The 20,941-nt window shown below is 69.7% G+C and carries 22 protein-coding genes; 14 read left to right on the top strand and 8 right to left on the bottom strand.

The features are described 5' to 3' along the window. The first annotated feature begins 22 nt into the window (after positions 1-22). Both ACS5Q7_RS13440 and ACS5Q7_RS13435 read left to right on the top strand, forming a co-directional pair. Positions 23-298 (top strand): DUF1127 domain-containing protein, encoded by a 276-nt coding sequence (locus tag ACS5Q7_RS13440; protein ID WP_478339821.1) that lies wholly within the window; start codon positions 23-25, stop codon positions 296-298. A 94-nt stretch (positions 299-392) separates the two neighbouring features. Then, on the top strand, positions 393-2,006 hold the full coding sequence (locus ACS5Q7_RS13435) for a putative bifunctional diguanylate cyclase/phosphodiesterase (RefSeq protein ID WP_478339820.1): 1,614 nt from the start codon (positions 393-395) through the stop codon (positions 2,004-2,006). A 33-nt stretch (positions 2,007-2,039) separates the two neighbouring features. Here ACS5Q7_RS13435 and ACS5Q7_RS13430 read toward each other — a convergent pair whose 3' ends face one another. Beyond that, a complete protein-coding gene (locus ACS5Q7_RS13430; RefSeq protein WP_478339819.1) occupies positions 2,040-2,309 on the bottom strand; it encodes a hypothetical protein in 270 nt (89 codons plus the stop codon). Between the two features lie 272 nt (positions 2,310-2,581). On the opposite strand from ACS5Q7_RS13430, the gene ACS5Q7_RS13425 reads away from it, so the two are divergent. The 7 genes from ACS5Q7_RS13425 to prfB all read left to right on the top strand — a co-directional run bounded on the left by ACS5Q7_RS13425 (position 2,582) and on the right by prfB (position 7,578). Further along, entirely contained in the window at positions 2,582-2,707 is a 126-nt protein-coding gene (locus ACS5Q7_RS13425) for a hypothetical protein (protein ID WP_478339818.1), read from the top strand. Between the two features lie 120 nt (positions 2,708-2,827). Further along, positions 2,828-3,436: an aminoacyl-tRNA hydrolase gene (pth, locus tag ACS5Q7_RS13420; RefSeq protein ID WP_478339817.1), complete on the top strand. Its 609-nt coding sequence runs from the start codon at positions 2,828-2,830 to the stop codon at positions 3,434-3,436. A gap of 51 nt (positions 3,437-3,487) precedes the next feature. Then, a complete protein-coding gene (locus ACS5Q7_RS13415; protein ID WP_478339816.1) occupies positions 3,488-3,715 on the top strand; it encodes a hypothetical protein in 228 nt (75 codons plus the stop codon). After that, a complete protein-coding gene (locus ACS5Q7_RS13410) occupies positions 3,696-4,154 on the top strand; it encodes a PIN domain-containing protein (RefSeq protein WP_478339815.1) in 459 nt (152 codons plus the stop codon). The genes ACS5Q7_RS13415 and ACS5Q7_RS13410 overlap by 20 nt, the downstream gene beginning before the upstream one ends. A 3-nt stretch (positions 4,155-4,157) precedes the next feature. Continuing rightward, positions 4,158-5,255, top strand: coding sequence for a redox-regulated ATPase YchF (ychF, locus tag ACS5Q7_RS13405; RefSeq protein WP_478339814.1), 1,098 nt, complete (start codon positions 4,158-4,160; stop codon positions 5,253-5,255). A gap of 17 nt (positions 5,256-5,272) precedes the next feature. After that, the gene (locus ACS5Q7_RS13400; protein ID WP_478339813.1) at positions 5,273-6,265 is read left to right on the top strand and encodes a MaoC family dehydratase; all 993 of its coding nucleotides are present in this window, start codon (positions 5,273-5,275) and stop codon (positions 6,263-6,265) included. Positions 6,266-6,449: 184 nt separating this feature from the next. Beyond that, positions 6,450-7,578, top strand: a protein-coding gene (prfB, locus tag ACS5Q7_RS13395) for a peptide chain release factor 2 (protein WP_478339812.1) whose coding sequence is annotated in 2 segments (ribosomal slippage) — positions 6,450-6,518 and positions 6,520-7,578 — 1,128 coding nt in all. Because the reading frame shifts where the segments join, the coding sequence is not laid out codon by codon here. Between the two features lie 133 nt (positions 7,579-7,711). Here prfB and ACS5Q7_RS13390 read toward each other — a convergent pair. Together ACS5Q7_RS13390 and ACS5Q7_RS13385 are read right to left on the bottom strand one after the other, a co-directional pair. Then, positions 7,712-9,154 (bottom strand): lipopolysaccharide biosynthesis protein, encoded by a 1,443-nt coding sequence (locus tag ACS5Q7_RS13390; RefSeq protein WP_478339811.1) that lies wholly within the window; start codon positions 9,152-9,154, stop codon positions 7,712-7,714. A 250-nt stretch (positions 9,155-9,404) separates the two neighbouring features. Continuing rightward, complete coding sequence (locus ACS5Q7_RS13385) at positions 9,405-9,872, bottom strand: GNAT family N-acetyltransferase (protein WP_478340128.1); 468 nt, start codon at positions 9,870-9,872, stop codon at positions 9,405-9,407. 690 nt (positions 9,873-10,562) lie between these two features. On the opposite strand from ACS5Q7_RS13385, the gene ACS5Q7_RS13380 reads away from it, so the two are divergent. From ACS5Q7_RS13380 to moaB, 3 genes are all read left to right on the top strand, one after another. Then, on the top strand, positions 10,563-11,729 hold the full coding sequence (locus tag ACS5Q7_RS13380) for a type III PLP-dependent enzyme (protein WP_478339810.1): 1,167 nt from the start codon (positions 10,563-10,565) through the stop codon (positions 11,727-11,729). A gap of 149 nt (positions 11,730-11,878) precedes the next feature. Then, complete coding sequence (locus ACS5Q7_RS13375) at positions 11,879-12,427, top strand: GNAT family N-acetyltransferase (protein ID WP_478339809.1); 549 nt, start codon at positions 11,879-11,881, stop codon at positions 12,425-12,427. A 55-nt stretch (positions 12,428-12,482) separates the two neighbouring features. Beyond that, positions 12,483-13,025 (top strand): molybdenum cofactor biosynthesis protein B, encoded by a 543-nt coding sequence (moaB, locus tag ACS5Q7_RS13370; protein WP_478339808.1) that lies wholly within the window; start codon positions 12,483-12,485, stop codon positions 13,023-13,025. Positions 13,026-13,101: 76 nt separating this feature from the next. Here moaB and ACS5Q7_RS13365 read toward each other — a convergent pair whose 3' ends face one another. Beyond that, positions 13,102-14,553, bottom strand: coding sequence for an amino acid permease (locus ACS5Q7_RS13365; protein WP_478339807.1), 1,452 nt, complete (start codon positions 14,551-14,553; stop codon positions 13,102-13,104). Positions 14,554-14,687: 134 nt separating this feature from the next. Then, entirely contained in the window at positions 14,688-15,203 is a 516-nt protein-coding gene (locus ACS5Q7_RS13360; protein ID WP_478339806.1) for a hypothetical protein, read from the bottom strand. A 135-nt stretch (positions 15,204-15,338) separates the two neighbouring features. On the opposite strand from ACS5Q7_RS13360, the gene ACS5Q7_RS13355 reads away from it, so the two are divergent. Then, on the top strand, positions 15,339-16,436 hold the full coding sequence (locus tag ACS5Q7_RS13355) for a PA0069 family radical SAM protein (protein WP_478339805.1): 1,098 nt from the start codon (positions 15,339-15,341) through the stop codon (positions 16,434-16,436). Between the two features lie 220 nt (positions 16,437-16,656). On the opposite strand, the gene ACS5Q7_RS13350 is transcribed toward ACS5Q7_RS13355, so the two are convergent. Genes ACS5Q7_RS13350 through ACS5Q7_RS13340 form a run of 3 tightly spaced genes read right to left on the bottom strand, consistent with a single transcriptional unit; the run spans position 16,657 to position 19,164 of the window. Continuing rightward, positions 16,657-17,247, bottom strand: a complete 591-nt coding sequence (locus ACS5Q7_RS13350; protein WP_478339804.1) for a ribonuclease HII — start codon at positions 17,245-17,247, stop codon at positions 16,657-16,659. Positions 17,248-17,278: 31 nt separating this feature from the next. After that, positions 17,279-18,319 carry a glycosyltransferase family 4 protein gene (locus ACS5Q7_RS13345; RefSeq protein ID WP_478339803.1) on the bottom strand — a complete coding sequence of 347 codons (1,041 nt, stop codon included), beginning with the start codon at positions 18,317-18,319 and terminating at the stop codon, positions 17,279-17,281. After that, entirely contained in the window at positions 18,316-19,164 is an 849-nt protein-coding gene (locus ACS5Q7_RS13340) for a UDP-2,3-diacylglucosamine diphosphatase (protein WP_478339802.1), read from the bottom strand. The genes ACS5Q7_RS13345 and ACS5Q7_RS13340 overlap by 4 nt, the downstream gene beginning before the upstream one ends. A gap of 490 nt (positions 19,165-19,654) precedes the next feature. Between ACS5Q7_RS13340 and ACS5Q7_RS13335 the strand changes: the two genes are divergently transcribed. After that, positions 19,655-20,866 (top strand): aminotransferase class V-fold PLP-dependent enzyme, encoded by a 1,212-nt coding sequence (locus ACS5Q7_RS13335; RefSeq protein ID WP_478339801.1) that lies wholly within the window; start codon positions 19,655-19,657, stop codon positions 20,864-20,866. Positions 20,867-20,941: the final 75 nt, after the last annotated feature.

Below are 20,941 nucleotides of genomic sequence, written 5' to 3'. Positions count from 1 at the left end.
CCCGCGAGAGGAGAGGGACATGGTGGCGGATCGCCTGCGCAAGGGACTGGCTCGGGTGGCGGCGGGACTGCGCGAGGAGTTCGGCCGCCCGGCGATGAACCGGCGCATCCTCCACCGTCTCGCCTGCGCGTCCGAGGAGGATCTTGCCCGGCTCGGTCTCACGCGGGCCGATCTGCAGGCCGCCGCCGCGCCGGGCGTCGCGGATGCGGCGTCCTTCCTGACGGCGCGGCGTACCGCGCGCGTCTCAGGCTCGAAACAGTCTTCGATGCGATCCGGGAAGACGATACAATTCCAGTGACCGAACCCCTGCCGGCGAAAGCGATCTTTCCGGAACCGACTTCACGACGTTTTAGGTGATTCGTGCTGAGATGCCGGCGTGAAAGGTGGCCGGAATGACCAAGGCGACGATCATCCAGTGGCGGAAGGGAGAACTCTACGAAACGCTGTGCCTGCTCCTGATCGGGGCGGGCATCTGGTTCGTGGGGATCACCCTCGGCTCCTTCGACGTGCTCCATGAGGCCGTCCAGGCCTATCGGCTCGGGGATTTCATGATCCTCGGTGCCTGTATGGGCGTCGCGATCTGCGGCGCGAGCATCCGCAAGTCGATCCTGATGCGCCGCCTGATGCTGGAGCGCGACGCCGCCGCCGCCAACGCTGAGGCCATCGCCCGGCATGACGGCCTCACCGGCCTCGCCAACCGTCGCCGCTTCCTCGAGGAAGTCGAGCGGGTGCGCCAGCACGCCACGGCCGAACCCTCGGCGGTGCTCCTCATCGATCTCGACCGGTTCAAGCCGGTCAACGACCTCTACGGCCACGCCGCCGGCAACGCGGTGCTCTGCGCCGTCGCCGAGCGGCTCAAGGGGCTGCTCCCCCAGGGCGGCGTCGCGGCCCGGCTGGGGGGCGACGAGTTCGCCCTCCTCGTCCCGCTCTCTCACGGCAGCGAGGGGCTGACCCGCCTCGCCCAGGGCGTGATCGCCACCATCGCCATGCCGATCAACTGGAGCCAGAATGAACTCAAGGTCGGCGCCACGGTCGGCGTCGCGGCGGTCTCGCCGGACTACACCGACGCGGACGCCATCCTGCACGCGGCCGACCTTGCCATGTACCAGGGCAAGAAGGAGGGGCGGGGGACCTACCGTTTCTTCCGCAGCGCCATGGACGAGGAGCTGCGCGCCCGCGCCCGGCTCGAGGCGGAACTGCGCACGGCGATCGAGCAGGGGGCGATCGAGCCCTTCTACCAGCCGGTCGTGGCCCTGCCGCACAAGGACATCGTCGGCCTCGAGGTGCTGGCCCGCTGGCGCCATCCCGAGCGTGGGCTGATCAGCCCGAACGAATTCATCCCCGTGGCCGAGGAGACGGGGATGATCGCCGAACTCAGCTACAACCTGATCCGCCGGGCCTGCCTCGATGCCCGGGATTGGCCCGCCCACCTGATCCTCGCGGTCAACATCGCCCCGCACCAGTTCCAGGACGTGTGGCTCGCCGAGCGGATCCTCGCCATCCTCACCGAGACGGGTTTCCCGCCGGGCCGGCTCGAAGTGGAGATCACCGAGAGCGCGCTGATCCAGGACCTCGAGGCGACGCGGGCGACGCTCACCTCCCTGCAGCGGCTCGGCGTGCGCATCGCGCTGGACGATTTCGGCACCGGCTATTCCAGCCTGTATCACCTGCGCGAACTGAAGTTCGACAAGCTGAAGATCGACCGCAGCTACGTCGACGCCATCACGATGAGCGACGAGCGGGCGAAGCTGGTCGACGCCATCATCAAGCTCGGCTCCAGCCTCGGGCTCGCCACCACGGCCGAGGGCATCGAAACCGATGCGAGCGTGGACTGGCTCTCCGATCAGGGCTGCGATTTCGGGCAGGGTTACCTGTTCGGCCGGGCCATGCCGAAATCCGAGATGGACGATGTCCTGCGCGACTCGGAGGAGGGCAAGGCGCCCGCCGCCATCCTGCCCGACGCGGTCCCGCGGGAGGCGATCATCACCCTCGCGCGGGCATCCTGAGCGCGTCCTGGATGCCGGCGCGGGCGAGGGCCGTCAGCGGGCCTCGCTGACCCGGCGGGTGGCCTTCTGCTCTTTCTTGTAGGCGGTGATCGCCGAGGAGCAATCGGGCGAGAGCTTCTTCATGTTGGCCCGAAAGCAGGCCTCGACCTCCGGGCCGCCGGGGGCGAATTCGCTGCACAATTCCATGTAGTCGCCGGTGCAGGACCGCTTCAGCGCATCCCGCGCGGGCGAGGATTCGGCGAGGGACACGGCGGGGGCCGCGCCAACGGCGAGGGCCAGCAGGGCCGCCAGGGTCTTGGACATCGGACTTCCTTCCACTCAACAGCCGCCGGAGCGAACTCCAGCGGCGGCGGAGCGGATGCCCTCGGACGATGGCATGAGCGTGGCGCAATCCGGGACGGCTCCGCGCCCCTTGCCATGCCTGCGATGCGATGGGCTCATGAGTGATCCCAGGGCGATCCGATGCGCGATCCGACGCAGCCATGGGTGCCATGTGTCCACAGTGTTGCCCGGTTTCGGGCGCTCACTGCGTTTTCGCGGCGCGTTGTGGCCGCAGCGCCACGGAGGCCGCCGCCGTGTTCAAGACCGTCCTTGCGATCCTGACTGTCCTCGTCGTCGTCGCCCTGGGCGCGTTGATCAAGCTGCCGCTCCTGCCCTTCCGCATGATCCGCGACCTGCTGCGCCGGCACGCCCCCGCCTGAGGGTCCGGTTTGGGGGCCTTCCGGCGATCTGCTATGCGCGGGCCTTTCCCGCCGCGCGCACGCCCTTGGGTGAGCGCATCATAGGAGGACGGGGCGGCCTGCGGGACGCTCCGGGACAGGATGCGTCTGATCGTCGGCCTCGGGAATCCAGGCCCCCGCTACGCCGCCAACCGGCACAATATCGGCTTCCTCGCCATCGACGAGATCGCCCGCGTCCACAGGGCGGCCCAGTTCCGGCGGCGCTTCCAGGGCGAGGCGGCGGAGGTGGCGCTCGGATCCGAGCGCGCGATCCTGCTCAAACCCCAGACCTTCATGAACGAATCGGGCCGCTCGGTCGCGGAGGCGCAGCGCTTCTACAAGATCGCCCTCTCCGACGTGATCGTGCTTCACGACGAACTCGACCTGCCTCCCGCCAAGCTCCGGGTGAAGCAGGGTGGCGGCAATGCCGGGCATAACGGCCTGCGCTCCATCACGGCCCAGTGCGGGAACGAGTATCGCCGGGTGCGCCTCGGCATCGGTCACCCCGGCGACAAGGCGCTGGTGCATGCCTACGTCCTCAACGATTTCGGCAAGGCCGAGATGCCCTGGGTCGAGGACCTGTGCCGGGCGGTGGCCGACCACGCCGCCGTGCTCGCGGCGGGCGAGGACGCGAGCTTCCAGAACAAGGTCCACCTCGCCATGGCCGGGCGCGGCTGGGACGAGGTGAAGCCGCTGGGCGCGAAAAATTGACACGAAAACACGGGGACACGATATCGAGGATCGTGGAGCGGGAGTGGAGCGATGACGAACGTCACCGTGAGCTTGGATGAGGCACTTTTGCAGAGGGCGCGCCTGACCGCGGCGCGTGACGGCAAGAGCCTGTCTCGCTTGGTGGCCGAAGCTGTCGAGCAGGTCGTCGGTCCGCCGCTGACCCAGCGTGAGGCGCTTGAGCGCTTCCTGGCCGGGCCGCTCATGGATTTGACGGATGAGAACGGCAAGGCGCCTACGCGTGACCAGCTCTACGACTGAGTCGTTCTTCATCGACACGAACGTTCTGATCTACGTCCGCGACAAACGAGATCCCGCCAAACGGCGAAGTGCCCACGAGTGGCTCGCGGCCATCAGCGATGCGGGCCTCGCCGTCACGAACCTGCAAGTCCTCAACGAACTGACTCGTTGGATTCTGAAGAACGAGCCAAGCCGCAATCTGCATGACGTTCAGGGCGAGATCGCCGTGATCGGCTTATGGGGGTCGCGGGGGCTAGGCGAGGACGATACCGAACTCGCCTGGCGCGTCCGCGAATCTCTCGGCTACCAATGGTTCGACTGCCTGCTCGTCGCCTCCGCCCATCTCCACGGATGCCGCTATTTCCTGACCGAGGACATGACGCACGGCGCCGTGTTCGAGGGCATGACACTCATCAACCCCTTTCGCGCGTCGCCGGACGACGTGCTGCGACGGAACTGACCCATGGGCTTCAAATGCGGCATCGTCGGCCTGCCGAACGTCGGCAAGTCGACCCTCTTCAACGCGCTGACGCAGACGGCGGCGGCGCAGGCGGCGAACTATCCGTTCTGCACCATCGAGCCCAACGTCGGCGAGGTGGCGGTGCCGGATCCGCGCCTGGATGACCTCGCCCGCATCGCCGGCTCGAAGGAGATCATCCCCACCCGGCTGACCTTCGTGGACATCGCCGGGCTGGTGCGCGGCGCCTCGAAGGGCGAGGGGCTCGGCAACCAGTTCCTCGCCAATATCCGCGAGGTCGATGCCATCGCACACGTGGTGCGCTGCTTCGAGGACGGGGACGTCACCCATGTCGAGGGCAAGGTCGATCCGGCCGCCGACATCGAGACCATCGAGACCGAGCTGATGCTCGCAGACCTCGACAGCCTGGAGCGCCGCGCCGTCGCCCTGGAGAAGAAGGCCAAGGGCTCCGACAAGGAGGCCAAGGAGGCGCTGGACCTCGTGAACCGCGCCCTGCCGCTGCTGCGCGAGGGCAAGCCCGCCCGCCTCGTGGAGCGCAAGCCCGAGGAGGAGCGGCTGTTCCAGACCCTCGGCCTGATGACCGCCAAGCCCGTCCTCTACGTCTGCAACGTGGACGAGGGCGATGCCGACCAGGGCAACGCCCATTCGCAGGCCGTCTTCGCCCGCGCCAAGGCCGAGGGCGCCGTGGCGGTGGTGGTCTCGGCCAAGATCGAGAGCGAGATCGCGGTGATGCCGCAGGCGGATCAAGCCGAGTTTCTAGAGGCCGTGGGCCTCGCCGAGCCCGGCCTGAACCGCGTCATCCGCGCCGGCTACGATCTTCTCGGCCTCGTCACCTATTTCACGGTCGGCCCGAAGGAGGCCCGCGCCTGGACGATCACCAAGGGCACCCGCGCGCCGGGAGCGGCGGGGGTGATCCACTCGGATTTCGAGAAGGGCTTCATCCGCGCCGAAACCATCGCCTTCAAGGACTATACCAGCCTCAACGGCGAGTCCGGCGCGCGCGATGCCGGCAAGCTGAGGCTTGAAGGCAAGGAATACGTCGTGCAGGACGGTGACGTGCTGCATTTCCGCTTCGCCAATTGATCACCCCCAAGAGCTGAATGCCCGAACTGGCCTTCGAGGATTACGCCGTCGGCGATGTGCTGACCGGCGAGCCGCTGACGGTGACCCGCGAGGACATCGTCGGCTTCGCGCGATCCTTCGACTTCCAGCCCTTCCATCTGGACGAGGCGGCGGCGGAGAAGACCTTCGCCGGCAGGCTCATCGCCTCGGGCTGGCACACGGCGGCGCTGGGGATGCGGCTCCTGCAGCAGGGGCCGTTCCAGGGCGGCTCGTCGCTGGGGGCGCCGGGCATCGACGAGTTGCGCTGGCTCGCCCCGGTCCTGCCGGGCGACACCCTGCGGGTGAGCCTGACGATCACCGGCCTGCGCGACTCGTCCACCAAGCCCGGGCTCGGCTTCGTCAACGCCATGCTCGGCCTGAAGAACGGGCGCGGCGAGACGGTGATGACGCAGCGCTTCACCTTCATGCTGGCGCGGCGCGGCACACAGCCCCTGCCGCCGCGACCGGTCACGACCGGCGTGCCGGCTCCGGACACGCAGCCCGACGATGCCGAAGCCGTCCCCTTTCTGTGCGATGTCGCCATCGGCGCGACGCGGGAGCTCGGGGCCTATAGCTTCGATGCGGACGCAATCGTCGCCTTCGCGAAGGCCTACGATCCCCAGGCCTTCCATCTCGACGACGCGGCGGCACGGCAGACGCATTTCGGCGGGCTGTGCGCCTCGGGCTGGCACACGGCGGCGGCCTACATGAACCGCCTGCTCACCACCCGCGCCCGCGACCGCGCCTTCACGGCCGCGCGCGGGCCGGTGCCGGAATCGGGGCCGTCGCCCGGCTTCCGCAACATGCGCTGGATCCGGCCGGTCTATGCGGGCGATACGATCCGCTTCGCCACGAAGGTGACGGACAAGCGCGCCTCGGCCTCGCGGCCGGGCTGGGGTCTCGTCTTCGCCCGCAACACCGGGGTGAACCAGCGCGACGAGCCGGTCTTCGCCTTCGACAGCGCGGTGTTCCACCAATGGGCGCCAGCCTGAGAGGCCTGCCGACACCGCGTCGTGTCGGTGGGAAGCGAAGGCGAAGCCGGAGCGAGGGTGAGGGGGCTCGCCGAATGCGTCTCACCCGCCCCCCGTGCCGGAGCCGGAATAGCGACGGCGCCATTTACACCGCTGGACGCCACCGGTATCACCCCGGCCCTGACACCTCACTTTGAAACACCAGATGCGCGCCGAGATCGAGCAAGCCTCGGATGCCGCCAAGCAGTCTATAGGACTGCTGAGGAGGCATCTTTGACTGGGATACAGTCGATAAACGCCTCGCGGAGCTGAACGCCCGCTCCGAGGACCCCGAGTTGTGGAACGACGCCGAGGCCGCGCAGAAGGTCATGCGCGAGCGGCAGCAGCTCGATGAAGCCGTTCAGATCATCCGCAAGCTCGAACGCGACCTCGAGGACGCGGCGACGCTGATCGAACTCGGCGAGATGGAGGGCGATGCCGCTTCCATCACCGAGGGCGAGCAGCAGATCCTCGCCGTCGAGAAGGAGGCCGCGAGCCGGCAGGTCGAGACCCTGCTCTCCGGCGAGGCGGACGGGTTCGACACCTATGTCGAAGTCCATGCCGGCGCGGGCGGCACCGAGAGCCAGGATTGGGCCAACATGCTCCAGCGCATGTATGCCCGCTGGGCCGAGCGGCGGAAGTTCAAGGTCGACGTGGTCGAGATGACCGACGGCGAAGAGGCCGGGATCAAGGGCGCCACGCTCCTGATCAAGGGCCACAACGCCTATGGCTGGCTCAAGACCGAGTCCGGCGTGCACCGGCTGGTGCGCATCTCGCCCTACGATTCGAACGCCCGCCGGCACACCAGCTTCGCGAGCGTCTGGGTCTATCCGGTGATCGACGACCGGATCGAGATCGAGATCAAGGAATCCGACTGCCGGATCGATACCTACCGCTCCTCCGGCGCGGGCGGCCAGCACGTGAACACCACCGACTCGGCGGTGCGCATCACCCACAATCCCACGGGGATCGTGGTGGCGTGCCAACAGGAACGCTCGCAGCACAAGAACCGGGCCACCGCCTGGAACATGCTGCGCGCCCGCCTCTACGAGGCCGAGCTGAAGAAGCGCGAGGAGAAGGCCAATGCGGAGGCCGCCTCCAAGACCGATATCGGCTGGGGCCACCAGATCCGCTCCTACGTGCTGCAGCCCTATCAGCTGGTGAAGGACCTGCGCACGGGCACCCAGTCCACCGACCCGGACGAGGTGCTGGACGGCCATATCGACCCCTTCATGGAGGCGTCGCTGGCCCAGCGCGTCTATGGCGGCGGCGAGGCGGTCGAAGACATCGACTGAGCAAGCGCGGCGGGGTGCCATCAGCCACCCCGTCCTTGCGAGGCGAAGCCGAAGCAATCCAGCGCGCGCCCCATCCGGATGAGGCGGTGCCGGCTGGATTGCTTCGCTCCGCTCGCAATGACGGCGAGGGGTGCTACTCCGCCGCGACCGTCCGCGTCGGCCGCAGGCGGGCCATCACCTGGCCGCGCAGGCCGGCGATGTCGAACACCCAGACCAGTGCGCCGTAGAGGGCCATTCCGGCCGGCACCAGCACCGCGAGCGCCACGGCCGGCGGCAGGTGCCGGAAGGGGGCCAGCGCGAGGCCCATCGCGCCGCAGGCGAGGGCCGCCGTGCCGATCTGCCCCCAGGGCAGGACGAGCCTGTCACGCCCGGTGAGCGCCCGCCAGCCGAGCCAGAGGCAGGCGCCCAGGAGGCCGAGGGTCTGGGCGAGCGCCACGCCGATCCCGCCGAACAGCGGCGGCAGGACGAGGAGCCCGATCCCGTTCAGCCCGAGCCCGACCAGCGCGCCCGCTACGACGGGCAGGGTTCGCCGACGGATCTGGAAGGCGGGGTTCACCGCGTAGAACATCATCGCGAGGCCGAAGAGGCCCGGCATCAGGGCGATGCTGTAGGTTTCGAACGGCCCCCGATAGGCCTCCGGGACGACGAGGGCCTGGAGCGCGGGCAGCACGGCCCAGAACCCCACGGCGCAGGGCGCCAGAAGGGCGAAGACCGTGGCGGCGTTGAGCGCCACCTGCGCCTCGGCCGCCGCGCGACCGCGATGCTCCTCGGCATGGACGGCGATCTGGAACAGCAGCAGGTCGAGGGCGGTGCCGAGCGTCATCAGCGCGCGTGAGGTCACGTCGGCGGCGAGCGCGAAATAGCCCGCCTCGGTGAAGCCGGCATTCGCCGCCACCGCGCCCCGGTTCACGAAGGAGAGCAGCTGGTAGGCGGCGTTGGCCGCGATCAGCGGCAGGCCGTAGCGGGCGAAGACGCTCCATGTCGCGGAGAGGCGGGTCCGCTCGAACGACGTGGCGGGGTCGCGCAGGGGGCCGCGTAGGACCACGACGGCGAGGAGCTGGCTCACGCCCGCCGCCGCGAGCACCCAGGCCGGCTGCGGCAGGAACCATGCGGCGCCGGCCATCATCACGAAGGCCACGATGTTCTTCACCGCGACGAGGCCGAGATAGAGCTTGCCGTCGAACCGGGCGCGGGCGAGCGCGGCGTGATAATCGAACACGCCGATGCCGAGCGCCGCGAGCCCGGTGCCGCACAGGACCGCCTCGCGTCCATCCGCGCCCTCGCCGTAGCCGAAGGCGCCGCAGAGGGCGGCGGCGGCGGCGAGCGCAATCCCCAAGCGCAGGTAGGCCCGGTCGAGCCCGTGGCGGATCCACGGCTCGTCCATCCGCACGCGGCCGGAATAGAAGCGCGTCGCCGAGAGGCGCAGCCACTCGAACAGCACGGTGTTGAGGACGATGGCGCCCGTCGTCGCCAGGGCGAAGCGGCCGAAATCGGCCGGGCCGAGCAGCTTGGCGATCAGCAGGCCGAGGACGAAGTTCAGCCCCGCATTGATGATGAAGGCGGCGATGACGGCCAAAACGGATGTCTCGTGCGGTGCGGCAGACCCGATGACAGTATCGGCGGCGGCGTAAGAATCCCCTAATCGGGCGGGGTCAAGGCCGGGGAGGTCGGCGGGTCTGGATTCCGGGCTCCACTGCGCGGCCCCGGAATGACGGGGTTCGTCATGAAACCCACACCGTCATTCCGGGGCTTGCCGCAGGCAAGAGCCCGGAACCCAGACCCGCCGACCCACCGAAGCAAGGCGCCCCCTGACTCCCCCCGGCAGGCTACCCGAGCAGCCGCTCGTAGCGCCACGCCTCCATCCCGTCCTCGTAATAATCCGGCCGTACTGCGAAGCGCGTGTAGCCGCGCCGCTCGTAGAGGCGGATGCCGGCGCCGTTGTCGGCGCGGACTTCGAGGCGCAGGCGGTCGCAGCCATGGGCGTGGGCGGTGTCCTCCGCCGCGTCGAGGAGATGGCCGCCGAGGCCGAGCCCGCCCCGGTTCGGGGCCACGGCGATGGAGGCGAGGCGGGCGATCCGGCTCGCCCGGCGTCGCTCCAGCACCGCCGCGCCCACCAGGACATCGCCGTCGAGGAGCGCCACCAGAACGTCCATGGTCGGCGAGCGGATCGCGTGGCGGATCGCCCGCCGCTCCGCCCGGTCGGTGGCGAAGGCGGCGTGTTCGAGGGCCACCAGCGCGTCGAGGTCGCCCAGCGTCGCCGGGCGCACATCGGGAACCGGCCGCGCCGGCGGCATCTCGCGGAGGGGAGCGTTCACGCGGTGGCCCGCGCTGCGCCCGATTGCGATATTCTCGGCCCTGCCATCGCCCGTCCGTCGGATCATCTGCCGGAGGGAGATGCCCCGGATGCGGCGCCGCTGCAACACCATCGGCCCAGCCGGTTGCATTTTGCGGATAGCGCACAATTCGGTCTTGCCGTCGGGGCCGCCTGGGATTATGTCCCCCCTGCCCAATTTCGCACGTGCCTGTGGCCGCGTGTCGGTTGGTGGGTATCCGGTCAACTGCCGGACAGCCGCCAGGGGTCTTAGGATCGATGGTCGTGGGGGTGGATCCCCCGCTTCCGGCAATCCAGGTGGCAACACCGGACCCCGACAACAACCGGCAGCCGGAGGCGAAACCGGCGAACCCCGCTCTCCACGGGGGACGCAGCTTAAAGCAACGACGAACGGGCTTTTTTGGTCTCGCCGACCCTCCAAAGGTCGGCACCGAAGAGGCTTGTTTCTCTTTGCCCGGCGTGCGGTGGGGATTCTCCCTTCCAATCCACGGCAGCTTCCGGGTGCTCTGCGCCCGCTCGGGTCGACGTGTCTCCAAAGCACGCCGGACCGCGCGTCGCATCGCCCCCTGACGCCGGCGGCCTCGCGAAGCCGCCTGATTTCGACATCGCGCCCCGGCAGAGGGCGCTCTCGAGACGTGGATGGGAGCCTACCATGACCGACCGGATCCGCGACTTCCTGCGCGCGCGCCGTGACCTCGGCCACGACGAGGGCCCCGTGATGGTGCTCGACCTCGATGTCGTGCGCGACAACTACACGGCCTTCGCCCGCTCCCTGCCGGACACCCGCGTGTTCTATGCCGTGAAGGCGAACCCGGCGCCGGAGGTGCTGCGCCTGCTGGCCGAAATGGGCTCGTGCTTCGACACCGCGTCGGTCGCCGAGATCGAGATGGTGCTCGCCGCCGGCGCCACGCCGGACCGGATCTCCTTCGGCAACACCATCAAGAAGGAGCGCTGCATCGGCCGCGCCCTGGCGCACGGCATCCGCCTGTTCGCGGTGGATTGCGAGGCCGAGGTCGAGAAGATCGCCCGCGCCGCCGCCGCCGCCGGCCTCGAGCCGGGCGCCGTCCAGGTGTTCTGCCGCATCCTGTGCGACGGCGCGGGCGCCGACTGGCCGCTCTCGCGCAAGTTCGGCTGCGTGCCGGAGATGGCGACCGACGTGCTGGAGCACGCCCACCGCCAGGGCCTCGCCGCCTACGGCATGTCGTTCCACGTCGGCTCGCAACAGGGCAACACCGAGGCGTGGGACGGAGCGCTGGCCTCGGCCGCGACGATCTTCCGCGAGTGCGCCGAGCGGGGGATCTTCCTGTCGATGGTCAACCTCGGCGGCGGCTTCCCGACCAAGTACCTGAAGGCGGTCCCGGGTGTGGAGAGCTACGGCGACGCGATCTTCCGCGCGCTCACCAAGCATTTCGGCAACCGCATCCCGGAGACGATCATCGAGCCGGGTCGCGGCATGGTCGGCAATGCCGGGATGATCGAGGCCGAGGTCGTGCTCGTCTCGAAGAAGTCCACGGACGCGGACGAGGTGCGCTGGGTCTATCTCGACATCGGCAAGTTCGGCGGCTTGGCCGAGACGATGGACGAGGCGATCCGCTACCCGATCCGCACCCGCCACGACGGCGAGCGGACCGAGCCCTGCGTGATCGCCGGCCCGACCTGCGATTCGGTGGACGTGCTCTACGAGCGGCAGCCCTACCCGCTGCCGGTCTCCCTCTCGATCGGTGACAAGGTGTTGATCGAGGGAACGGGTGCCTACACCACGACTTATGCGGCCGTCGCCTTCAACGGCTTCCCGCCGCTCCAGCAGATCGTGATCTGAGGGGGAGTCCTGAGGGCGTCACGCCCTTGGGTGGGGTCTCGGGGCGAAGCCCTGAGGCTCCTTGCAGGGCGCCGCCCTGCACCCGCGAAAGGACACGTCCTTTCGAAACCCTATTCCGTCACCTGGGTCGACCCTGGGAGGGCACGCTTGTGATCGAGATCCGCTCGGAATTCCCCCACGACGTGCCGGCGCGCGAGCGCCTTCTCGACGCCTGCTTCCCCGGCAACCGCCGCGCCAAGACCTCCGAGCGCCTGCGCGAGGGGCGTCTGCCCGCGCGCGGCCTCGCCTTCGCCGCGACGCGCCGGGGCCGGCTCGTCGGCACCCTGCGCCTGTGGCACGTCGAGGCCGGGCTGGGCCGGGCCGCCTTGCTGCTCGGGCCGCTCGCCGTCGATCCGGCGATCCAGGGCCAGGGGCTCGGCTCGGTGATGATGCAGGCGGCCATCGGCCGGGCCGAGGCGCTGGGCCACGGGGCGATCCTGCTCATGGGCGATGCGCCCTACTATGCCCGCTTCGGCTTCCGCGGCGACCTCGCCGCCGGCCTCGCCATGCCCGGCCCGTTCGAGCGCGACCGCTTCCTCGGGCTGGAACTGCGCGAGGGCGCGTTGAGCGGGGCCGAGGGCGTCCTTCGGGCGACCGGCCTGCCCGAGCCGATGGCGGTGCCGGCCGCCGGAGCGGCCGCGCGACGACACGCGGCCTAACCCTTCGTTCGGGTCCGTCCCATATCTCCCGTCACGACCGGGAGAGCCCTGACCGATGGCCGATGTTTCCGAAGCCCGCCGCTTCATCCCCCTGGGGATCGCGGTGCTCACCGTCTCCGACACGCGCAAGCCCGAGGACGACCGCTCGGGCGACACCCTGGTCGGGCGCCTGACCGAGGCCGGGCACCGCCTCGCCGGCCGGGCCATCGTCCCCGACGAGGTGGCGCGCATCCGGGGGCAGGTGGAGGCGTGGCTCGCCGATCCGGCGGTGGACGTGGTGCTCACTACCGGCGGCACGGGCTTCACCGGCCGCGACGTCACGCCGGAGGCCCTGGAGCCTCTGTTCGAGAAGCGCATGGACGGCTTCTCGGCGGTGTTCCACCGGATCTCCTACGACAAGATCGGCACCTCGACCCTGCAATCGCGGGCGACCGCCGGGGTGGCGAAATCGACCTACGTCTTCGTGCTGCCGGGCTCCCCCGGCGCCTGCCGGGACGCCTGGGACGGCATCCTCGGCCAGCAGCTCGACTACCGGCATCGACCCTGCAACTTCGTCGAGATCATGCCCCGGCTGGATGAGCACTTGCGGCGGGGGTGAGTCCACCCACGCCGTCATTGCGAGCGTAAGCGAAGCAATCCAGCCGGCTCCGCCTCGCAATGACGGGGGAGGGCGGTTACGCCGTCGTCCCGTTCTTCTTCCGCAGCACCGAGTGCTTCCGTCCGTAGAAGAAGTAGATCACGAGGCCGACCGCCATCCAGATGACGAGGCGCAGCCACGTGTCGAGGGGCAGGCCCGCCATCAGCAGCAGGCAGAACAGGATGCCGAGGATCGGCACCAGCGGCACGGCGGGCACGCGGAACGGGCGCTTCATCCGCTTCTCGGTGCGGCGCAGGTGGATCACCGCCCCGCAGACGAGGCAGAAGGCGGCCAGCGTTCCGATGCTCACCATCTCGCCGAGGATGTTGATCGGCACGAGCGCCGCCACCAGGGCGACGCAGGTGCCGATCAGCGCCTGGCTGCGGTAGGGCGTCTGGTAGGTCGGGTGGACGTGGGAGAACATCTTCGGCAGCAACCCGTCCGAGGCCATCGTGTAGAAGATCCGGCTCTGGCCGTAGAGCAGCACGAGGATCACCGTGGTGAGCCCGGTGAGCGCGCCGAGCTTGATCAGCGCCCCGAACCAGCCAATGCCGATCACGTCGACGCCCTTGGCGATCGGGTCCGGCACGTTCAGCTCCTTGTAGGGGACGAGGCCGGTGAGCACCGCCGCCACCAGCACGTAGAGGATCGTGCACACGGCCAGCGAGCCGAGGATGCCGATGGGCATGTCCTTCTGCGGGCGCTTGGCCTCCTGCGCCGCCGTCGAGACCGCGTCGAAGCCGATGAAGGCGAAGAACACCACGCCCGCGCCGCGCAGGATGCCGCTGTAGCCGTATTGGCCGAAGGTGCCGTCGTTCGGCGGGATCAGGGGGGACCAGTTCGCACTGTTCGTGTAGCGCCAACCGAGCCCGATGAAGGCGAGAACCACAGCGAGCTTGATGACCACCATCACGTTGTTGAGCTTGGCCGATTCCTTGGTGCCGCGCATCAGCAGCAGGGTCAGCACCGCCACGATCAGCACGGCGGGCAGGTTGAACAGGGCGGTGCCGCCGCCCTCGATGGCGGTGCCCGGCGCGTGGGCGATCTGGGCCGGAATGACGATCCCGACATCCTTGAGGATGCTCGTGACGTAGCCCGACCAGCCGACCGCCACGGTGGCCGCGCCCATCGCGTATTCGAGGATCAGGTCCCAGCCGATCAGCCACGCGAAGAATTCGCCGAGCGTCGCGTAGGTATAGGTGTAGCTCGACCCCGCCACGGGGATCAGCGCCGCCATCTCGGAATAGCACAGGCCGACGAAGGCGCAGGCGATGCCGCCCAGCACGAAGGAGAGCATGATGCCCGGCCCGGCATATTGCGCGGCGGCGGTGCCGGTCAGCACGAAGATGCCCGCGCCGATGATGGCACCGATGCCCATCGCCATGATCGAGAGCGGCCCCAGGGTCCGCGAGAGGGATTGTTCCTCCGCTTCCCCGCCCGAGACGATGTCGTCGACCGACTTGCGCGCCATCAGGCCGGAGGCATCCATCCAAGTCTTCCCGTCGCGGCTCCGCCAGGGCGGCGGCTTATCGTTGCCGGCAACTGAGCAAGTTTCCGGCCGTTCCGCCAGGGATGCAGCTTGCAATTACATTGGATGAGCTTTCGCCGCGTCGAGGTTGTATCTCAGGAACGGTCGATCCGGCCGTTGAGGGCGCGGATACGCAGCCGCCCGGTCCGGCCGGAGCGGCCGAGAAGGTCCTCCTTCCGCACCACGTCGCCGGCCCTGACGCCGCGCGCGCCGATGACTCCCTCGACGCGGGCGAGGAGGCGGGTGCGCAGCGGCGCGGCCCGCTGAAGGCGGCCGATGCCGATCTCCGGCTTCGCCATGCCGACGAAGCGGTCGAGGGTGCGGATCCAGCCCTCGGCTGGCACGTCCCCCGCCTCCAGGCACAGGATCCAATCGCGCCGGGCCAGCGCCGCCCCCGCCGCGAAGGGCGCCCCGCCGGCATGGGTGACGAGCACCGCGCCGGTCGCCTCGGCGACGGTGGCCACCGCCGGGGCCTCGCGGGGCACGACGATGATGGCGTCGCCCACGAGTCCGCCCGCCACGCCGGACACGAGCACGCTGAGGGTGTCGGCCAGCCGGTCGATCGCGTCCGGATCGGCCGGATCGTCCAGGAGGGTCACGGCGGAGAGCATGCGGCGCGCATACCCGATTCTGCACGCGGGACAACGCCCCTTCCGCATCAGGGAGTTCAAGTCTCTCGCATTGCCCGCATTTTCGGCAGACCGAGCGGAATGTTCGTGTTACGTTCCGGCCGAGGAGCGAGCCCCATGCGCCACGACCCGCCCCCCGCCCTGCGCCTGTCGGGAAGCACCACGCCGCCCGAGGGACGGAGAGGGCGCGGCGCCACGGCGAACCCGACCGGCCGCTTCGAGCCCGCCGGGCGGGAGGCCTTCGACGATGGCTGGGAGCGCGAGGCGCCCGCGCCCCTGCGGACGGACGTCCGGCCCGAGCGGGCGGCCTCGATCATCGCCCGCAACACCTCGCCGGACATCCCCTTCGACCGGTCGATCAACCCGTACCGGGGCTGCGAGCACGGCTGCATCTACTGCTATGCGCGGCCGACCCATGCCTATCTCGGGCTCTCGCCGGGGCTCGATTTCGAATCGCGGCTGTTCACCAAGCCCGACGCGGCGCGATTGCTGCGGCGGGAACTGGCGGCGCCGGGCTATCGGCCGGAGACCATCGCGCTGGGCACCGCCACCGACCCGTACCAGCCCATCGAGCGGGAGCAGCGCCTGACCCGCGCCGTGCTGGAGGTGCTGGACGAAGCCCGCCATCCGGTGAGCGTCACCACCAAGTCGGACCTGATCCTGCGCGATCTCGACCTGCTGGCGCGGATGGCCGCGCGCGACCTCGCCCTCGTCGCGATCTCGCTGCCGACCCTCGATCCGGTCCTGTCCCGCCGCCTCGATCCCCGTGCGCCCCGCCCGGAGAAGCGTCTCGCGGCCATGCGCGCCCTGGCGATGGCGGGGGTGCCGGTGATGGTCAATGTCTCGCCGATCATCCCCGGCCTCACCGATCACGAGATCGAATCGCTGCTGGAGGCCGCCCGCGCCCATGGGGCGAGCCGCATCGGCCACGCGCTGCTGCGCCTGCCGCGGGAGGTGAAGGACCTCGTGGCCGATTGGTTCGCGGAGCATTTTCCCGAGCGGAAGGAGCGGGCCTTCGCCCTGCTGCGCCAATCGCGCGGCGGCCAGGAGAACGATTCGCGCTTCGGCCACCGCTTCCGGGGGGAGGGGCCCTATGCCGAGATGGTGGGCCAGCGGGTGCGGCTCGCGGGACGAAGACTCGGTTTCTCGTTCGGGCGCTCAGCCCTGAACACGCAGGATTTCCGGCCGCCGGGGGCGCAGCTCAGCCTGTTCTAGGCGGAGCGGCCCCACCCCCGCGTTCCATCTGACCGGGAAGGACGCGACGGCGCCTCACACCTCACCGTCTTTGCGAGCGTGAGCGAAGCAATCCAGGGGCGGGAGGGCCGCTTCCGACCGTGGCGCGTCCCTGGATTGCTTCGTTCCTCGCAATGACGGAGGGGGCACCTTTCCGGCCAGACGATCGGGACGAGAGAGATGGATGGGCGGAAGGTCGAGCCTATCCGAACGTCTTCGTAAAACTCGTCCGGTGGTGCGGGCTGCGGCCGAGGGTGGCGAGGCCGGCGCGGTGGAGGGCGGTGCCGTAGCCGACGTTGCGCTCCCAGCCATAGCCGGGATGCGTCCGGGCGAGGCGCCGCATGAAGGCATCGCGCATGACCTTCGCGACGATGGAGGCGGCGGCGATCTGCGGCACCAGCCGCTCGCCCCCCACCAGGGCCTTCCCCGCGAAGCCCGGCAGGGCATCCCGCCCGTCGACATAAACCGGCGCGTCGATCCCGAGCTTCGTCACCGCCCGCGCCATGGCGTCGAGGGTGGCGGCGCGGATGTTGATCCTATCGATGAGCGCGGGCGAGCCCGCCGCCAGGGCGACGCGCCCATGCCGGCGGATCAGCGGCGCGAGACGGTTCCGCACCGGCTCGGGCAGCCTCTTGCTGTCGTCCAGGGCGGCGATGAGATCCGATGGAATGGCTGCGGGGTCGAACCACACGGCGGCGACCACCACCGGTCCGCTCAGCGCACCGCGCCCGACCTCGTCGCAGCCGATGACGGTGGGGTAGCTGGCGGCGTGGCGGGGGTCGAAGGGCGGCATGGCGCCCTCCTGGCATCTCCGGGCGTCGGCGTCACGCCGCCTGCGGCTCGGCGAGGCGCCGGGCGAGGAGGATGTTCCCGTAGAATTGCCGGGCGCTCTCGTCCCAGCCCCGGCGCAGGGCCTCGTCGCGGCAGGCGTCGCGGGAGAGGGCCAACGCCCGCAGGCAGGCCGCGCGCAGGTCGTTGTCCAGCACGCCGACCCCGCTCGTGCCGATCACGTCGAGCGGGCCGGGCACGGGGAAGGCGGCCACCGGCAGGCCGCAGGCCAGCGCTTCGAGCAGCACGATGCCGAACGTGTCGGTGAGGCTCGGGAAGACGAAGGCGTCGCAGGCGGCGTAGAGCGCCGCGAGGTCGGCCCCCGTCCGCGTGCCGAGGAAGCGTGCCTGAGGCGCTAGCCCCTGCAACCGCGCCCGGTCCGGCCCGTCGCCCACCACCACCTTGGTGCCCGGCAGGTCGAGGGCGAGAAAGGCGGCCACGTTCTTCTCGATGGCGAGCCGCCCCACGAACAGGAAGAACGGCCGGGGCAGGCCGGCGAGGTCGGCGGGCTCCGGGGTGCCCGGCGCGGCGGGGCGGAACAGGTCGGTGTCGACCCCCCGCGTCCAGCGCATGATCCGGCCGAAGCCCCGCGATTCCAGCTCGGTTTGCAGGCTTCCCGTGCTCACCATCGTGCCGTTCGCGGCGCCGTGGAAGCGGCGCAGATAGGCGTAGGACCACGCCTCCGGCACGGGGGCGCGGGCGGCGAGGTATTCGGGGAAGCGGGTGTGGTAGCTCGTGGTGAAGGGCAGCCTCTGCGCGAGGCAGCGGCGGCGTACCGCGAACCCCACCGGCCCCTCGGTGGCGATGTGGACATGGGTCGGCGCCGCCTCGTCCCAGCGGGCGGCGAGGCGACCCGGCACCGGGCAGGCGAGGCGGATCTCGGGATAGCCCGGCAGGGGCATCGACGGGAACTCGGACGGGCTCAGCACGCTCGCCTTGAAGCCATGGGCGGGCGCGCGCCGCACCATCTGCTCCAGGGAGCGCACCACGCCGTTCACCTGCGGGTGCCATGCGTCGCTGGCGATCAGCAGCCTCAAGCGACCGCTCTCCGGCCCGGCGGCAGGGCCTGCTGCGTCTCGGCCTGCGCCGCCGCCTCCTTGGCGCGCAGGAGCGAGGGATAGTGGATCACCTCGATCCGGCCGTCGTAATGCTCGACGATGCCGGTGCAGGATTCCACCCAATCCCCCGTGTTGAGGTAGCGCAGATCGCCGATGGCGCGGTCGGCCGCGTGGTGGATGTGGCCACAGATCACCCCCTGGGCGCCCCGGCGGCGGGCCTCCTCGGCCAGGATCTCCTCGAACTTGCCGATGAAGCTGACGGCGTTCTTCACCTTCAGCTTGGCCCAGGCCGACAGCGACCAGTAGGACAGGTTCAAGCGGCGGCGGAAGCGGTTGAGGATCGTGTTCAGCCACAGGGCCAGGGTGTAGGCGCCGTCGCCGAGATGGGCGAGCCAGCGCTGGTGGCGCATCACCATGTCGAACTGGTCGCCGTGGATCACGAGGTAGCGGCGCCCGTCCGGCGATTCGTGGATCGCCGTGTCGGCGATCTCGATGCCGCCGAAGGTCGTGCCGACATAGTCGCGCAGGAACTCGTCGTGGTTGCCCGGCAGGTAGACGATATGCGTCCCCTTGCGGACCTTGCGCAGGAGCTTCTGCACCACGTCGTTATGGGCCTGCGGCCAGTACCAGCCGGAGCGGAGCTGCCAGCCGTCGACGATGTCGCCGACGAGATAGATGGTGTCCGCGTCGTAGTCCCTCAGGAAGCCGAGCAGCATCCCCGCCTGGCACCCCCTCGTGCCGAGGTGCAGGTCGGACAGGAACAGCGTGCGGACGCGGATCGGCCTGTCGTCGTCCTCTGCCACTCTTTGGTCTCCCTGCGACATGTGCTGGGATCCAGAGCGCGATTACGTCTCGTTTTGATGACGATGCCTGCGCGTTAGGTCGGAGCGACTGTCGAGAGAAGCTTCGTTCAACCTTCCCGGCAAGAGGTTGCACTGCACGCCAAATTTTTTTGCGGCCCCGTCGAAGATTAATAGGTTTTGCTTTGGAGCGTGACGCTCCCATAATACATGCGATCCGACGGCCCCGGCCGGGCCGCCGGTGGGGCCAGCGCGGAAGGGAAGGCGGCGCGAGATCCGGCGCCGCGAGGATAGGACGGCACATCGGAGGCGACCGGCGCGAGGGTTCAGCGCGCCGCGACGCGAGCGGCACGCGCCGCCTGCCGCTCCGCAGCGCCCAGGGTCCAGGGCGGGCGCCGGCCGCGAGAGCGGGCGGGCCTTCCCGGCAACTCCCCGAAGCCCGACACCCCGACGAGCGCGACACTTCCCGCGCCGGGCCCGATCCCGTGCGCGAAACCAATTCGGAGGAGACATCATGGCCGCAACCCGGCGCCCCGGTCGCAACCACCTCTTCATCCCCGGTCCGACCACGATTCCCGACCGGGTGATCCGGGCGATGTCGGTGCAGTCCGAGGATCACCGCTCGCCGAGCTTCCCCGAGCTCGCCAAGCCGCTCTTCCAGGACGCCAAGATGGTCTACGGCTCCACCGAGGGCACCATCCTGCTGTACCCGTCCTCGGGCACCGGCATCTGGGAATCGGCCCTGACCAACACCCTCTGCCGGGGTGACAAGGTGATCGCGGCCCGCTTCGGCCAGTTCAGCCATCTCTGGGTCGACATGGCCCAGCGCCTCGGCCTCGACGTCATCGTCCAGGACGAGGAGTGGGGCACCGGCGCCGATCCGCAGAAGATCGAGGAGGCCCTGCGCGCCGACAAGGACCACGCCATCAAGGCGGTGATGATCGTCCACAACGAGACGGCCACGGGCGTCACGAGCGACATCGGCGCCGTGCGCAAGGCGATGGACGCCGCCGGCCACCCGGCGCTCCTGTTCGTGGATGGCATCTCCTCCATCGGCTCGCTGCCTTTCAAGATGGACGAGTGGAAGGTCGATTGCGCGGTGGCGGGCTCGCAGAAGGGCTTCATGCTGCCGGCCGGCCTCGGCCTGCTCTGCGTCAGCCAGAAGGCGCTGAAGGTCGCCGAGGGCGGCCAGGGCGGCGCCAACGACCGGCTCGGCCACGTCTACTTCGCCTGGGCCGATCAGCTGAACGCCAACAAGGGCGGCTACTTCCCCTATACTCCGGCCCTGCCGCTCCTCTACGGCCTGCGCGAGGCGCTGGCCGTGATGAAGGAGGAGGGGATGGAGAACATCTATCACCGCCACCACGTGCTCGCCGAGGCGACCCGCCAGGCCGTGGCCGCCTGGGGCCTGAAGACCTGCGCCAAGGAGCCGAAGTGGAACTCCGACACCGTCACGGCCATCGTCGTGCCGGAGGGGACCGATGCGGCCAAGGTGATCAGCCACGCCTATGACCGCTACAACCTCTCCCTCGGCGCCGGCCTGTCCAAGGTCGCGGGCAAGGTGTTCCGCATCGGCCACCTCGGCGATCTCAACGAGCTGTCGCTGCTTGGCGCCATCGCGGGCGCGGAGATGGCGATGATCGATTGCGGCGTGAAGGTCACGCCCGGCTCCGGCGTCGCCGCCGCGTCGAGCTACCTGCGCGAGAATCCGCTGCACAAGGCGTGATCCGTGGCCGGCGGAGGGCTCGCCCCCTCCGCCGGACGCCAATAAGAATGACAATCCAGACAGAGCCGGCAGCCG

This window comes from Methylobacterium sp. Gmos3, assembly GCF_056430985.1.
This window is presented reverse-complemented; position numbering and strand designations above follow the sequence as displayed.

Bases quoted from the DNA above. Each gene is read 5' to 3' on its own strand.
- ACS5Q7_RS13435 (WP_478339820.1), top strand. From the start codon at position 393: ATGACCAAGGCGACGATCATCCAGTGGCGGAAGGGAGAACTCTACGAA.
- ACS5Q7_RS13430 (WP_478339819.1), bottom strand. From the start codon at position 2,309: ATGTCCAAGACCCTGGCGGCCCTGCTGGCCCTCGCCGTTGGCGCGGCC.
- pth (WP_478339817.1), top strand. From the start codon at position 2,828: ATGCGTCTGATCGTCGGCCTCGGGAATCCAGGCCCCCGCTACGCCGCC.
- ACS5Q7_RS13415 (WP_478339816.1), top strand. From the start codon at position 3,488: ATGACGAACGTCACCGTGAGCTTGGATGAGGCACTTTTGCAGAGGGCG.
- ychF (WP_478339814.1), top strand. From the start codon at position 4,158: ATGGGCTTCAAATGCGGCATCGTCGGCCTGCCGAACGTCGGCAAGTCG.
- ACS5Q7_RS13400 (WP_478339813.1), top strand. From the start codon at position 5,273: ATGCCCGAACTGGCCTTCGAGGATTACGCCGTCGGCGATGTGCTGACC.
- ACS5Q7_RS13385 (WP_478340128.1), bottom strand. From the start codon at position 9,872: ATGCCGCCGGCGCGGCCGGTTCCCGATGTGCGCCCGGCGACGCTGGGC.
- ACS5Q7_RS13380 (WP_478339810.1), top strand. From the start codon at position 10,563: ATGACCGACCGGATCCGCGACTTCCTGCGCGCGCGCCGTGACCTCGGC.
- moaB (WP_478339808.1), top strand. From the start codon at position 12,483: ATGGCCGATGTTTCCGAAGCCCGCCGCTTCATCCCCCTGGGGATCGCG.
- ACS5Q7_RS13365 (WP_478339807.1), bottom strand. From the start codon at position 14,553: ATGGATGCCTCCGGCCTGATGGCGCGCAAGTCGGTCGACGACATCGTC.
- ACS5Q7_RS13360 (WP_478339806.1), bottom strand. From the start codon at position 15,203: ATGCTCTCCGCCGTGACCCTCCTGGACGATCCGGCCGATCCGGACGCG.
- ACS5Q7_RS13355 (WP_478339805.1), top strand. From the start codon at position 15,339: ATGCGCCACGACCCGCCCCCCGCCCTGCGCCTGTCGGGAAGCACCACG.
- ACS5Q7_RS13350 (WP_478339804.1), bottom strand. From the start codon at position 17,247: ATGCCGCCCTTCGACCCCCGCCACGCCGCCAGCTACCCCACCGTCATC.
- ACS5Q7_RS13340 (WP_478339802.1), bottom strand. From the start codon at position 19,164: ATGTCGCAGGGAGACCAAAGAGTGGCAGAGGACGACGACAGGCCGATC.
- ACS5Q7_RS13335 (WP_478339801.1), top strand. From the start codon at position 19,655: ATGGCCGCAACCCGGCGCCCCGGTCGCAACCACCTCTTCATCCCCGGT.